This is a genomic window from Mycetohabitans sp. B3 (assembly GCF_021498065.1).
Classification (GTDB): Bacteria; Pseudomonadota; Gammaproteobacteria; order Burkholderiales; family Burkholderiaceae; genus Mycetohabitans.
The window spans coordinates 208218-221958 of the sequence record NZ_JAHLKN010000011.1 but is presented as its reverse complement, the minus strand read 5'-3'; the positions used below and the strand labels follow the sequence as shown (position 1 = coordinate 221958).

Sequence of the window (13741 nt, the reverse complement as noted above, 5' to 3'; positions counted from 1 at the left end):
GCGCGCGTAGCCGGTTGTCGTCAAAGCACCACGCGCCAGCGCGGCACGAAGCGGTTGCGCCCGCCGCGCCGACACGGGATGTCGGTTACCCGGCGAGCGCCTTGCCCGCGCCGTCCTTCACCTTCGACTTCCACTGCATGCGAATTTCACTGATAACCGATTCCGGCAGCGAGATGTAGTCCAGTTCGTTCGCAGCCTGCGTGCCGTTTTTGAATGCCCAATCGAAGAACTTGAGCGTCTCCTTGCCTTGCTCGGGCTTGTCCTGCGCGGCGTGCAGCAGCACGAACGTCGCGCCGACCACCGGCCAGGCTTGCTTGCCCGGCTGGTTCGTCAGGATCTGGTAGAAGGATTTCTTCCAGTTGGCGCCGGCGGCCGCGGCTTTGAACGTTTCGGTCTTCGGCTCGACGACCGTGCCAGCCGGGTTCTTCAGCGCAGTGTAGGTCATATGGTTTTGCTTCGCATAGGCCCATTCGACGTAGCCGATCGAGCCAGGCAGGCGCTGCACGAACGCGGCCACACCGTCATTGCCTTTGCCGCCGGTGCCCACCGGCCAATTCACCGTCGTGCCTTCGCCGACCTTCGACCTCCACTCGGCATTCACCTTCGACAGGTAGTTCGTCCAAATGAAGCTCGTGCCCGACCCGTCGGCGCGACGCACCACGGCGACATCAGTATCCGGCAGCTTCACCTTCGGATTGAGCGCGGCGATCGCCGGGTCATTCCACTTCTTGATCTTGCCCAGGTAGAGATCGCCCAGCACTTCGCCGGACAGCACCAATTCGCCGGCCCTGATACCCGGCACGTTGATCACCGGCACCACGCCGCCGACCACGGTCGGGAATTGGAACAGGCCATCCTTGGCGAGCACATCGTCCTTCAGCGGTGCGTCCGAGCCGGCGAAGTCGACCGTCTTCGCGATGATCTGCTTGATGCCGCCGGACGATCCGATACCCTGGTAGTTGACCTTGCCGCCGCCCGACTTTCGATAGGCATCGGCCCACTTCGTATAAATCGGCGCCGCGAACGTGCTGCCCGCGCCGGTGATATCGGCAGCCTGCACGGACCAGGCAAAGAGGGCGCCGACAACGCCGGCGATCGCGGTGTGCATCGATTTCATGAGACCTCCAAGGGTGAGCGCACTTGAGACATCGCGAAGCTTAGGCGGCGTATGTGACAGTCATGTGACATTCGGTGAATCAACTGTGACTGTCACATTATTTTTTTACCGCGCCGGCGCCCAGCTCACCCCGCGGTCGCCGCGCGCGCGACTTCGGCAATGGCTTGCGCGTGGCCGCTTGCCTCATCCGCCCGCTGCGCTTCGACCATCACGCGCAGCACCGGTTCGGTGCCGGACGCGCGGATCAGCACTCGGCCGCACGGGCCCAATGCGCGCTCGGCCTGCGCGACAGCTTCGCGAATCGCGGTACTGCCTTTCCAATCGGCACCCGGCGTCATCCGCACGTTGACCAGCGTCTGTGGAAACAATGTCAGCCCGCCAAGCAGTTGAGCCAGCGTTTGGCCGCTACGTTTGATCGCGGCGAGCACGAGCAGCGCCGATACGATGCCGTCGCCGGTCGTATGGCGGTCCAGCGACAGGATGTGGCCGGAGCCTTCGGCGCCGAGTTGCCAACCCCGTTCGCGCAGTTGCTCCAAAATATAGCGATCGCCTACCGCGGCACGCACGAATTCGACGCCAAGCTGCTGTAGCGCGACCTCCACCGCTAGGTTCGTCATTAGCGTGCCGACCGCGCCCGGTACCGATCCGTGTGTGACAATGCGGTCCTTCACGAGCACGTACAGTAGCTCATCGCCGTTATACAGGCGGCCGGACGCGTCGACGACCTGCAACCGGTCCGCGTCGCCGTCCAGCGCGATGCCCAGATCGGCATGATTGGCGCGCACGGCCGCCACCAGCGTGTCAGGTGCAGTCGCACCCACCCCGTCATTGATATTGAAGCCATTCGGGGCAACACCGATCGACACGACCTCGGCTCCCAGCTCGTGGAACACGTGCGGCGCGACCTGATATGCCGCGCCGTTCGCACAATCGACGACGAGCTTCAGTCCACGCAGGTCGAATGCGGCCGGAAACGTGCCCTTGCAGAACTCGATATACCGTCCTGCCGCGTCATCCAGACGCCGCGCCTTGCCGAGCCGCTCGGACGGCGCACACGCCATCGGTTGCTCGAGCTGGTCCTCGATCGCATGCTCGACCTCGTCGGGCAGCTTGTTGCCGTGGCCCGAAAAGAACTTGATACCGTTGTCGTAATAAGGGTTGTGCGACGCGCTGATCACGACGCCGGCGGCCAGGCGCAGCGCGCGCGTCAGATACGCGATGCCTGGCGTGGGCATCGGGCCAGCCAGCATCACGTCGATGCCGGCCGCCGAAAATCCCGCTTCCAACGCCGCCTCGAGCATATAGCCCGAAACGCGCGTGTCCTTGCCGATTAATACGGTCGGCCGCCCGCTGCCCGGGGTGTCCGCGCCGGCTAACACCTTGCCTGCCGCATAGCCGAGCCGCAGCACGAAATCCGGCGTGATCGGCGGCTCGCCCACCTTGCCGCGGATACCATCCGTGCCGAAATAACGACGACTCATGTTGAACTCCTCTTTTTCGTACTGTGCGACGCGTCCACCGGTGTGCGCCGCGCACGCCGCAACGTGCGTCGCCTCGGTTGCTGTTTATCGTTCTAGCCGTGCACAGACTGGGCATCGCACCACGGTCGTGCCCGCATCGCCTGCCAAACCTTCAATGCATCGACCGTCGGCGCGACATCGTGCACGCGCACAATCGCCGCGCCTCGATCGACCGCCGCCAGCATGCCGGCCAGGCTGCCGGCCATCCGCTGCTGCGGCATGCTGCGACCCGTGGCCACGCCGATCATCGACTTACGCGACAGCCCCACAAGAGTTGGCACGCCGGCGGGCACGGCGTGCGGCAGCTCACGCAGCAGCGTGAAATTGTGCTCGGCCGTCTTGCCAAAACCGAAGCCCGGATCGACACAGAGCCGGTCCGCGGCGATCCCGGCGCGCTCCAGTGACCGGATCCGCTCGTCGAGAAAGTCGCGAACCTCCGCGACGACATCGCGGTACTGCGGCTCGCGTTGCATCGTACCGGGCTCGCCTTGCATATGCATTACACACAGCCCGCAACGCGTGTCGCGCACCGCATCGAGCGCGCCGGGCTGACGCAGGCCCCAGATATCGTTGATCAAGTCCGCGCCGGCGTCGAGCGCGGCGCGCATCACTTCGGGCTTGTACGTATCGACCGAGATCGGCACGCCCGTATCGCGCAACGCGTCGATCAAAGGCAGCACCCGCGTCAGTTCCTCGTCCAGCGAGACCGGCGGTGCGCCAGGCCGCGTCGATTCGCCGCCGATGTCGATCAGGTCCGCCCCCTCGTCGATCATCTGCTGGGCGCGCGCACGCGCGGCATCATAGCCAACGAAATGTCCGCCATCGGAGAACGAATCTGGCGTCACGTTCAAAATGCCCATCACTAGGGGCCGCGCTAGCGTAAGCCTGAAGCGGCCACATTGCAACGTCGTGCCGGCGGCCGGGCCGGTTGTGCTAGGAGTACTCGACATCGAATAGGCATACCCGAGAGAAAATAAATGACAAAGGGCTGGTGCACCAGCACCAGCCCTTGGCGGGGAAACGGTTGCGGTTTTACGCGGGGGCGGTCGCGCCCGGCGCGGGCTTCACCTCGGCGCCGCCTCCTGTGCCGCCGCTCGGCGCGTCGCCGGACGGCGGGGGCAGGTTCTTTGGCGGACGCGGATCATTGCCAGACATAATGTCATTGATCTGGTCGGCGTCGATCGTCTCCCATTCGAGCAGCGCCTTGACCATCGCCTCGACCTTTTCGCGGTTATCCTCCAGCAGCGTGCGCGCCAGCGCATATTGCTCGTCGAGGATGCGGCGAATCTCCGCGTCGACCTTCTGTTGCGTCGCCTCGGACACCGAGCGCGACGACATCCGGCCGAACATGCCGTCCTGCTCAGTATCGATATAGACCATCGTCCCAAGCACGTCGGACATGCCGTAGCGCGTCACCATGTCGCGGGCCATTTTGGTCGCCCGTTCAAAGTCATTGGACGCGCCGGTCGACATTGAATTCAAGAAGACTTCCTCGGCAGCGCGGCCGCCAAACAGGATCGCGATCTCCTCGAGCATCTTGTCGCGGTACAGGTTGACGCGATCATGCTCGGGCAACTGCCACGTGACGCCCAGCGCCCAGCCGCGCGGCATAATCGTCACCTTGTGAACGGGATCGGCGTGCGGCAGCAGCTTGGCGACGACTGCATGGCCCGACTCGTGATACGCGGTATTGCGACGCTCCTCTTCGCGCATCACGGCTGACTTGCGCTCCGGGCCCATGAAGATCTTGTCCTTGGCATCCTCGAAATCCTGCATCTCGACAATGCGCTTGCCGCGACGCGCGGCGAACAGCGCCGCCTCGTTCACCAGATTCGCGAGGTCCGCGCCGGAAAAGCCTGGCGTGCCGCGCGCCACCACTGACGCATCGACATCGTTTGAAATCGGCACTTTGCGCAGATGGACCTTCAGGATCTGCTCGCGTCCGCGGATGTCCGGCAAACCAACGTAGACCTGACGGTCGAAACGTCCGGGACGCAGCAGTGCTTTGTCGAGCACGTCGGAGCGATTGGTCGCGGCAATGACGATCACGCCCGAATTGGCCTCGAAACCGTCCATCTCGACCAGCATCTGGTTCAGCGTCTGTTCGCGCTCGTCGTTGCCGCCGCCCATGCCGGCGCCGCGATGGCGGCCGACCGCGTCGATTTCGTCGATGAACACGATACAGGGTGCGTGCTTCTTCGCCTGTTCGAACATATCGCGTACACGGGCTGCGCCCACGCCGACAAACATTTCAACGAAGTCCGAACCCGAAATACTGAAGAACGGCACCTTCGCTTCACCGGCGATCGCACGCGCAAGCAACGTCTTGCCGGTCCCCGGCGGTCCGACGAGCAGCACACCGCGCGGAATACGGCCGCCGAGCTTCTGAAATTTCTGCGGATCGCGCAGGAAATCGACTAGCTCGGTCACTTCCTCCTTCGCCTCATCGCAGCCCGCAACGTCGGTAAAATTCACCGCATTGTTGTTTTCATCGATGAGCCGCGCACGCGACTTGCCGAACGAAAACGCCCCGCCTTTGCCACCGCCTTGCATCTGTCGCATCATGTAAAACCAAAACCCGATGATCAAGATCGTCGGGCCGAGGTAGTACAGCGCGGACACCAGCGCGTTCGGTTCATCATCGGCCTTGCCACTGACCTGCACGCCATACTTCATCAGGTCACCGACCATCCAGATGTCGCCGGGCGACACAATCTGATATTTTTGGCCGTCCGCAGGAGTAACGGTGAGGTTGCGGCCCTGGACGATGACGTTCTTGACCTTGCCATTCTTCGCGTCGTCCATGAACTGCGAATACGTGACGCCTTCCTGGACGCGGGGCTTGTCGAACTGCTTGAACACCGTAAACAGCACCAGTGCGATGACAAGCCACACTGCCGCCTTGGAAAACATGTTGTTGTTCAACGCACCACTCCTTCACTCATATAGGGCGGCATCCGACTTCCCGCCAGAAAGCCAACCACCTTTGGGCATTCTAATCCAGTCCGCTTCCCCCTGCCAGAGCGATTGATTCTCGGGCGGATAGCGAAAAACTTGAAAAAACCCACGCGTTTTGCGCGTTTCGGCGCGCAATGCCGAAACAGTACGCTACCGAACCAATGTTCCTGCATTCACGCCCGCGGATGCTTCAGCACCCGACCGAGAATAAACGTTTCCGATGATTTGTCGCGCGAGGCCTTCGGCTTGCGCGCCGCCACGGTCTTGAACTGGTGTTTGAACCGCTCGACGATCTGACTGTAGCCGCTGCCATGAAAACACTTAACCAACAGCGCTCCCTGTGGTGTCAAGTGATCCTGCGCAAATTCGAGCGCCAAATCGCACACGTGCTCGATCCGCGCCGCATCCGCCACCGCGACACCTGACAGGTTGGGGGCCATGTCGGAAATGACAAGGTCTACCGCGCGGCCATCGACGGCCGCCTCCAACTGCGCCAGTATCGCATCATCGCGGAAATCGCCCTGGATGAACGTCACGTCGGCGATCGGCTCCATCGGCAGCATATCCAGCGCAATGATCATGCCGTCAATGCCGCCGCCGGCACGGTGGGGACTGGCTGCCAGCTTGTTGCGCGCGTATTGACTCCAGCTTCCCGGTGCGGCGCCCAGGTCGACGATCACCTGTCCGGGCCGGATCAGCTTGTCCTGTTCGTCGATTTCCTTGAGCTTGTACGCCGCGCGTGCTCGATATCCGTCGCGCTGCGCGAGTTTGACGTACGGATCATTGAGGTGGTCATGTAACCACGATTGATTGAAACGGTTTTTTGCCATAAAAGAGTTTAAATGTGGCCCGAGCGACACGGTGACGGCTCTTTTGGCGGATAATAAGCGTCTTTTGCGGCCGCGTTGGCTGCTGCCCTGCTTGCCGGATTACCCACATGCCTGCCCTTACCCTTTCCTCCGCCGAGCGCAGCGCGCTGCGCTCGCAAGCCCATCCGCTGAAGCCAGTCGTCTTGATCGGCGCAGATGGATTGACCGACGCGGTGCTCAACGAGATCGACGTGCACCTGAACGCGCATGAGTTGATTAAGATCCGCGTGTTTGGCGACGAGCGCGACGAGCGCGCGGCGCTTTACGACACGATCTGTGACCGTCTGTCGGCGGCGCCTATTCAGCATATCGGCAAGTTGCTGGTCATCTGGAGGCCACGACGCGACGACACTGCTGCCAGCGCCCCGCGCGGCACAGCCTCGCGCGCGCCCCGCACGGCACAGGCTCGCCGCGCCGTGCCGCAGCGCAACGCCGATGTGCCGAGCGCCGGCACTGCCCGCTGCGCCGCGCGCCGCGACACGTCGACGGCCGGTGCCGCGCCACGTGTCGTCAAAGTTGTAAAACCGTCCAGCACGATACGGCGCCCAAAGCCACAATTGGTCAAGGTGCTCGGCAATGAACGCGTCACCGCTGGCGGCAATGTCAAAAAGGCGAAAAAGCGACAGACAAGTCCGAAGCGCCAGCACCAGTCTAACAAATAGGCACCACCGACCTGCTACCGAATCCCGCGCGTCCACGCGCGATGCTTGACGGCATGCGATTGCACACAGCCTACACGGCGAGCGCACCGGGATAGCGGCGGGGCGATCGCTTAGAACATCGACCGCGTGGCGACCGGCAAGCGCCACACTAGCACGAGGCCAAGCAGGCTTTGCACCAGGTAGATGGCGCTGGATGCGACGTGCAAAGCACCAAAGCGCGCCGCATAGGCGGAATCTCCGACATCCGTCCCGGCTTGCTGCGCCGCGACGCGCAATTCGTTCATGAACGGCTGCAGCGCGAAATAGCCGACCAGCACGCATACCAGCATCGCGATGATCACCCAGCGCGCGACCCGGTACGCCCGGTCGCCGCGTTTAACAAACGCGTGCGCGCACCCGAGCAGCACGATACCAGCCACCACGCCGATCACCGCCTGCGTGTGGAACAGCGAGGCGGCGACCATGCCCGCACTCGTGCGATCGAGCGACGCGAACAGGGTCGGCGCAGCCAGGTAGCCGGTGCTGACGAGACTGCCGACCCACAGCATCGCGAGCAGGCGGAACAGGCGCTGTGCAATCATCGTTCGAATGGCGCAATCATTAGGAGCATGACATTTTACTCGTAACGTACCGTGATGATCTCGTACTCGCGCACGCCGCTGGGCGCTTGCACCGCCGCCACATCGCCCTCGAACTTGCCAATCAACGCGCGAGCAATTGGCGAACTGACTGAGATCAGCCCATGTTCGAGATCCGCCTCGTCGTCTCCGACGATTTGGTAGGTGACCTTGTCACCCGAATCGAGATCCTCGAGATCGACGGTGGCGCCGAATACGATGCGCCCGTCCGCATCGACCGCCTTCGGATCGATGATCTGCGCGGCCGACAATTTCGATTCGAGTTCAGCGATGCGGCCCTCGATAAACGCCTGCTTCTCCTTCGCGGCATCGTACTCGGCGTTTTCCGATAAATCACCTTGTGCACGCGCCTCGGCGATCGCGTGGATCACCGACGGACGCTCGACCGACTTCAGTCGTTGCAATTCGTCACGCAGTTGGTCAGCACCGCGCTTCGTCAGTGGAATAGTGCTCATAACAGGCTCAGGGTTAAAAAAATTACCGCGGTTGATCGCATCCCATTTCGGGATACCGCTCAACCGCGGCTCATAGGGCTACTTTGGGTACCACCGACGGGTACAAACGCATCTTACCTCATCTGCGCAAGCACGCCGCCGGATCGACAATCAGTTTAGGCGAGCATGAAGCCCTTGTAAATCATAGACCTCAAGGTTTTTCAAATAGCGCAGGCCTTCGACTGCAGCGCGCGCACCGGACATCGTCGTATAGTACGTCACCTTGTTCGCCTGCGCGCTCATGCGAATCGAGCGCGAATCAGCGATCGCGGTCCGGGTTTCATCGACAGTCGTGAATACGAGCGCGATTTCGCCGTTCTTGATCATGTCGACGATATGCGGCCGACCGTCCTTGACCTTATTGACGACTTTGACCGGCACACCTGCAGCCGCAATCGCCATGGCCGTTCCCTTCGTCGCGACTAACGGATAGCCTAGCTCATGCAGCATGCGCGCTAACTCGACGGCCTTGGGCTTATCCGCGTCCATCACGGTCAGCAGCACGGTGCCCGAAGCGGGCAGCCGCGAGCCGGCAGCTAGTTGCGACTTGAACAGCGCCTCGCCGAACGTGCGTCCAACGCCCATCACTTCACCGGTCGAACGCATCTCTGGTCCCAGCACCGGATCGACAGCCGGGAACTTGATGAACGGGAACACCGCCTCCTTCACGCTGAAGTAAGGCGGCTCAACCTCCTGTGTCACCCGCTGCGCGACCAGCGTCTGTCCGACCATCGCGCGCGCGGCGATCTTGGCCAGTTGCAGCCCAGTCGCCTTCGATACGTACGGCACCGTGCGTGACGCGCGCGGATTGACTTCCAGCACGTAGATCACATCGCCGAGCGTACCGTTGGCCTGCGGCACCTGCTGGATGGCGAACTGTACGTTCATCAGCCCGATCACGTTCAGCGCCCGCGCCATCGCCGCGGTCTGCCGCTTGAGTTCGGTCACGGTCGCAGCCGACAGCGAATAAGGTGGCAGCGAGCAGGCAGAATCTCCAGAGTGCACGCCCGCCTGCTCAATATGCTCCATGACACCGCCAATGAAGACCGCACTGCCGTCACAAATGCAATCAACATCACATTCGATCGCGTCATTCAGGAACCGATCCAGCAACACCGGCGAATCGTTCGATACCTTGACCGCTTCGCGCATATAGCGTTCCAGGTCACGCGGCGCATGCACGATCTCCATCGCGCGGCCGCCCAGCACGTAGGAGGGACGCACGACAAGCGGATAGCCGATCTCGCCGGCTAGCTGCAGTGCTTCGTCCTCGGTGCGAGCGGTCCGATTCGGCGGCTGACGCAGGCCGAGCGATTGCAACAGCTTCTGGAAGCGCTCGCGGTCCTCGGCCGCATCGATCATGTCCGGCGATGTACCCACGATCGGCACACCATTGGCCTCCAGATCCAGCGCAAGCTTCAACGGCGTCTGGCCGCCGTATTGCACGATCACGCCGAGCGGCTTTTCCTTGTCGACGATCTCGAGCACATCCTCCAGCGTCAGCGGCTCGAAATAAAGCCGATCCGACGTGTCATAGTCGGTCGATACCGTTTCCGGATTGCAGTTGACCATGATCGTTTCGTAGCCGTCCTCGCGCATCGCCAGCGCGGCATGCACGCAGCAATAGTCGAATTCGATGCCCTGGCCAATCCGGTTCGGGCCGCCGCCCAACACCATAATCTTTTTGTTCGTCGTCGGCTGCGCCTCGCACTCCTGCTCGTACGTCGAGTACATGTAAGCGGTTTTCGTCGCAAACTCCGCCGCGCAAGTGTCCACGCGTTTGTATACCGGCCGCACATTCAACTCGATGCGACGCGCGCGTACCTCAGCCGGGCTTGCGCCCGTCAGCTTGGCCAGACGCCGGTCCGAGAAGCCGCTCTGCTTCAAGTACAACAGCTCGTCGCGCGACAGGCTGACCAGCGAGCGTGCGGCGAGCGCTTTTTCCTTCAGCACGATCTGCTCGATCTGGGCGAGGAACCACGGATCAATCCCGGTTTCGTCGAAGATCTCGTCGCGCGACAACCCCACGCGGAATGCATCGCCAACATACCAGATCCGGTCCGGACCCGGCGTGCCGATCTGCTCGACAATCTCGTCGCGGTCCGTGGACTTTTCGTCCAGTCCGTCCACGCCGACCTCCAGCCCCCGCAGCGCCTTCTGAAACGATTCCTGGAACGTGCGTCCGATCGCCATCACCTCGCCGACGGACTTCATCTGGGTGGTCAAGTGCGGATCGGCCTCGCGAAATTTCTCGAACGCAAAGCGCGGTACCTTCGTGACCACGTAGTCAATCGTCGGCTCGAACGAGGCCGGCGTCTGGCCACCGGTGATCTCGTTCTTCAATTCATCCAGCGTATAGCCGACCGCGAGCTTGGCTGCAACCTTCGCGATCGGGAATCCCGTTGCCTTCGACGCGAGCGCAGACGAGCGCGACACGCGCGGATTCATCTCGATCACGATCATGCGACCATCGCGCGGATTGATCGCAAATTGCACGTTCGAGCCGCCCGTATCCACGCCGATCTCGCGCAGCACTGCAAGCGACGCGTCGCGCATCAATTGGTATTCCTTGTCGGTCAGCGTCTGCGCGGGCGCGACAGTGATCGAGTCGCCGGTATGGATACCCATCGGATCGAGATTCTCGATCGAGCAGACAATGATGCAGTTGTCGTGCCGGTCACGCACAACCTCCATCTCGAATTCCTTCCAACCCAGCAGCGATTCCTCGATCAGCAACTCGCGCGTGGGCGACAAATCTAGGCCGCGCTTACAGATCTCCTCGAACTCGACACGGTTGTATGCAATACCGCCCCCCGAGCCGCCGAGCGTGAACGATGGCCGGATCACCACTGGGTAGCCCGCGCCACCGGTCGCCTGGGCAATCTCGGCCTGGACCTTCAGCGCCTCTTCCCACGAGTGCGCAATTCCCGACTTGGCCGAGCCCAACCCGATCCGGTCCATCGCCTCCTTGAACTTCTGCCGATCCTCGGCCTTGTCGATCGCCGCGGGCGACGCGCCGATCAACTCGACGCCGTATTTGTCCAGCACGCCGTGCCGATGCAGGTCCAGCGCGCAGTTCAGCGCGGTCTGGCCTCCCATCGTCGGCAGGATCGCGTCGGGACGCTCCTTCGCGATGATCGTCTCGACGACTTCCCAGGTGATCGGTTCGATGTACGTGACGTCGGCCGTATCCGGGTCGGTCATGATCGTCGCCGGATTGCTGTTGACCAAGATCACCTTATAGCCTTCCTCGCGCAGTGCCTTGCACGCCTGCGCGCCGGAATAGTCGAACTCGCACGCCTGGCCGATGATGATCGGCCCCGCGCCGATGATAAGAATACTGTTGATGTCTGTCCGCTTGGGCATAACGCTACTCGCTGGTGTGCGCGTGTATCGCGCTGATATTCGTGTCTTCGGTATTGCGGTGCGGCGCATGTCGCACACGCGCCTGCACGCCGACTGACGCGCAGCGGGGGCAATGAGCCGCCCGCCGCGCGGTGCTATGCGGCGCTCGTGGCGCAGTTGCGGCCGGCCTTGCTCGCGTTGATCAAGCCAACGAACCGGTCAAACAGGTAGCCGATGTCGTGCGGCCCCGGCGACGCTTCCGGGTGCCCCTGGAAGCAGAACGCGGGCTTGTCCTGCAGCGCAAAGCCCTGCAGCGTGCCATCGAACAGCGAGACGTGCGTGACCTTCGCGTTGGCCGGCAGCGTTGACGCGTCAACCGCGAAACCGTGGTTTTGCGAGGTGATCACGACCTTGCCGTTGTCCAGATCCTTGACCGGGTGATTGGCGCCATGGTGGCCGGTCTTCATCTTCAACGTCTTCGCGCCGACAGCCAGCGCCATGATCTGGTGGCCCAGGCAAATGCCGAACGTCGGCACGCCGCGCTCGATCAATTCGCGCGTCGCGGCGACCGCGTAATCGCATGCTTGCGGATCACCGGGCCCGTTGGACAGGAACACGCCATCCGGATCGAGCGCGAGCGCGTCAGCGACGCTCGATTGGGCGGGCAACACGGTGACATGGCACCCGCGCTCGGCAAGCATGCGCAGAATATTGCGTTTAATGCCATAGTCGAACGCGACCACCCGGTACTGCGGCGTTGGTTGCGCCCGGTAGCCTTCGCCTAGGCGCCATTCGGTCTCGGTCCACTCGTAGCGCGCGTGCGTCGACACGACTTTTGCCAGATCCATGCCGGCCAGGCCCGGGAACGAGCGCGCCAGCTCGAGCGCCTGTTGTTCGGCGGTCCCGACGAGAATGCAGCCGTTCTGCGCGCCCCGCTCGCGCAGAATGCGGGTCAAGCAGCGCGTATCCAAGCCGGCGATCGCGACCACGCCTTCGCCGGCCAGATAGTCAGACAACGTGCGCTGAGCGCGGAAATTCGACGCCAGCACCGGCAGATCGCGAATCACCAGGCCAGCGGCATGGACGCGGCCCGACTCGACGTCCTCGTCGTTCACACCGACATTGCCGATGTGCGGATACGTCAGCGTGACGATCTGGCGCGCGTAGCTGGGGTCGGTGAGAATTTCCTGGTAGCCGGTGATCGCAGTATTGAACACCACTTCACCAATCGTGTGGCCGGTGGCGCCGATCGAGTAGCCGCGCAAAACGGTGCCATCGGCAAGCGCGAGCAGAGCGGGAGAAAAAGACGGCAACACGGGGGGCTCCTTCCGGGGACACCCTGCTGCCGACCTGCCGTCCTTGTCCGGGGGGCGCATTGTCCGCCTCGGGGCCCATTCGGCTCACGGACGACGTGCACAATCGGCCCCGCTGCGGGCGACAGCTCCGATAGAATCGGGCGCGCGGCGGACGAGCGGTTTGGGAAAGGTAGGCGCTAGGGTGCGGGTTGATTAACTTAAACTTTCAAATTATAGCTTGAAACCGATCTTGCCTCAAAATCCATCGGTTCAACGACCCACTGTCGGCCACGCTTTAGTTTTAGTCCATTTTCAACCGGATCTCGGCGCGGCGCGTTCTCGGCAGGCCCGGTCGTTTCCTGTCGCAGCCCACTTCCTGCCCGCGCATCGCAGCGCCAGCATGAAGTATCCGATTGCGGCAAGCCCTTGCACCACGACAACGCGAACCAGACCCACTGATGTGCGTGGGCCGGATAATGGCCGCCTCGCGCCGGCCAATGACCCAGCGCCGCGCCGATCACCACTTGCAGTACAAAGATCTCCCAAAAATCACCAACGTGAAACTCGTGTTCACGCGGCCGATCAGGCGCGCCGGAAAGTGCTCGGCAAGTACGGCATAGGTGAGAATGCCGGAGCTGCCCAATGCGCCGTAGGCGGCCCACACCGCCATCGGCGGCAACGGCACGCGGGCGGCGATGAGCCCCTGCACCAGTACGAACAACACCATCGTGACGCCGGAGAACCGAGATACCGACACGCCCCAGCGCTCGAACGTGCGGGCCAGCGCGCCAAAGCCGATGTTGCCCACAATGAAGGTGGTACCGAACACCGATACGCTCGATG

11 protein-coding genes are annotated in these 13741 nt (G+C 62.6%); 1 reads left to right on the top strand and 10 read right to left on the bottom strand.

Translation table 11 applies throughout. The annotated features are described in order from the left end of the window. Positions 1–85: 85 nt before the first annotated feature. The 5 genes from pstS to KQH55_RS03055 all read right to left on the bottom strand — a co-directional run bounded on the left by pstS (position 86) and on the right by KQH55_RS03055 (position 6425). The gene (gene pstS / locus KQH55_RS03075; protein WP_235090171.1) at positions 86–1117 is read right to left on the bottom strand and encodes a phosphate ABC transporter substrate-binding protein PstS; all 1032 of its coding nucleotides are present in this window, start codon (positions 1115–1117) and stop codon (positions 86–88) included. 125 nt (positions 1118–1242) lie between these two features. Continuing rightward, positions 1243–2598, bottom strand: a complete 1356-nt coding sequence (gene glmM / locus KQH55_RS03070; protein ID WP_235090170.1) for a phosphoglucosamine mutase — start codon at positions 2596–2598, stop codon at positions 1243–1245. A gap of 92 nt (positions 2599–2690) precedes the next feature. After that, positions 2691–3587 (bottom strand): dihydropteroate synthase, encoded by an 897-nt coding sequence (gene folP, locus KQH55_RS03065; protein ID WP_076785188.1) that lies wholly within the window; start codon positions 3585–3587, stop codon positions 2691–2693. Positions 3588–3669: 82 nt separating this feature from the next. Beyond that, positions 3670–5562 (bottom strand): ATP-dependent zinc metalloprotease FtsH, encoded by a 1893-nt coding sequence (ftsH, locus tag KQH55_RS03060; RefSeq protein WP_076785189.1) that lies wholly within the window; start codon positions 5560–5562, stop codon positions 3670–3672. 206 nt (positions 5563–5768) lie between these two features. Then, positions 5769–6425 carry an RlmE family RNA methyltransferase gene (locus KQH55_RS03055; RefSeq protein WP_076785190.1) on the bottom strand — a complete coding sequence of 219 codons (657 nt, stop codon included), beginning with the start codon at positions 6423–6425 and terminating at the stop codon, positions 5769–5771. A 107-nt stretch (positions 6426–6532) separates the two neighbouring features. Between KQH55_RS03055 and KQH55_RS03050 the strand changes: the two genes are divergently transcribed. Further along, positions 6533–7126 carry a YhbY family RNA-binding protein gene (locus KQH55_RS03050; protein ID WP_076797125.1) on the top strand — a complete coding sequence of 198 codons (594 nt, stop codon included), beginning with the start codon at positions 6533–6535 and terminating at the stop codon, positions 7124–7126. Between the two features lie 110 nt (positions 7127–7236). Here the strand turns inward: KQH55_RS03050 and KQH55_RS03045 are convergent, their stop codons facing one another. The 5 genes from KQH55_RS03045 to KQH55_RS03025 form a co-directional block, all read right to left on the bottom strand. Next, positions 7237–7704, bottom strand: coding sequence for a DUF4149 domain-containing protein (locus tag KQH55_RS03045; protein ID WP_235090204.1), 468 nt, complete (start codon positions 7702–7704; stop codon positions 7237–7239). Between the two features lie 38 nt (positions 7705–7742). Continuing rightward, on the bottom strand, positions 7743–8219 hold the full coding sequence (gene greA, locus KQH55_RS03040; RefSeq protein WP_076785193.1) for a transcription elongation factor GreA: 477 nt from the start codon (positions 8217–8219) through the stop codon (positions 7743–7745). Positions 8220–8369: 150 nt separating this feature from the next. After that, a complete protein-coding gene (gene carB, locus KQH55_RS03035; RefSeq protein WP_076785194.1) occupies positions 8370–11624 on the bottom strand; it encodes a carbamoyl-phosphate synthase large subunit in 3255 nt (1084 codons plus the stop codon). Positions 11625–11758: 134 nt separating this feature from the next. After that, on the bottom strand, positions 11759–12919 hold the full coding sequence (gene carA, locus KQH55_RS03030; protein ID WP_235090169.1) for a glutamine-hydrolyzing carbamoyl-phosphate synthase small subunit: 1161 nt from the start codon (positions 12917–12919) through the stop codon (positions 11759–11761). Positions 12920–13415: 496 nt separating this feature from the next. Continuing rightward, positions 13416–13727, bottom strand: a complete 312-nt coding sequence (locus KQH55_RS03025; RefSeq protein WP_235090168.1) for a hypothetical protein — start codon at positions 13725–13727, stop codon at positions 13416–13418. Positions 13728–13741: the final 14 nt, after the last annotated feature.

Bases quoted from the DNA above. Each gene is read 5' to 3' on its own strand.
- greA (WP_076785193.1), bottom strand. From the start codon at position 8,219: ATGAGCACTATTCCACTGACGAAGCGCGGTGCTGACCAACTGCGTGAC.
- carB (WP_076785194.1), bottom strand. From the start codon at position 11,624: ATGCCCAAGCGGACAGACATCAACAGTATTCTTATCATCGGCGCGGGG.
- pstS (WP_235090171.1), bottom strand. From the start codon at position 1,117: ATGAAATCGATGCACACCGCGATCGCCGGCGTTGTCGGCGCCCTCTTT.
- glmM (WP_235090170.1), bottom strand. From the start codon at position 2,598: ATGAGTCGTCGTTATTTCGGCACGGATGGTATCCGCGGCAAGGTGGGC.
- folP (WP_076785188.1), bottom strand. From the start codon at position 3,587: ATGTCGAGTACTCCTAGCACAACCGGCCCGGCCGCCGGCACGACGTTG.
- KQH55_RS03050 (WP_076797125.1), top strand. From the start codon at position 6,533: ATGCCTGCCCTTACCCTTTCCTCCGCCGAGCGCAGCGCGCTGCGCTCG.
- KQH55_RS03055 (WP_076785190.1), bottom strand. From the start codon at position 6,425: ATGGCAAAAAACCGTTTCAATCAATCGTGGTTACATGACCACCTCAAT.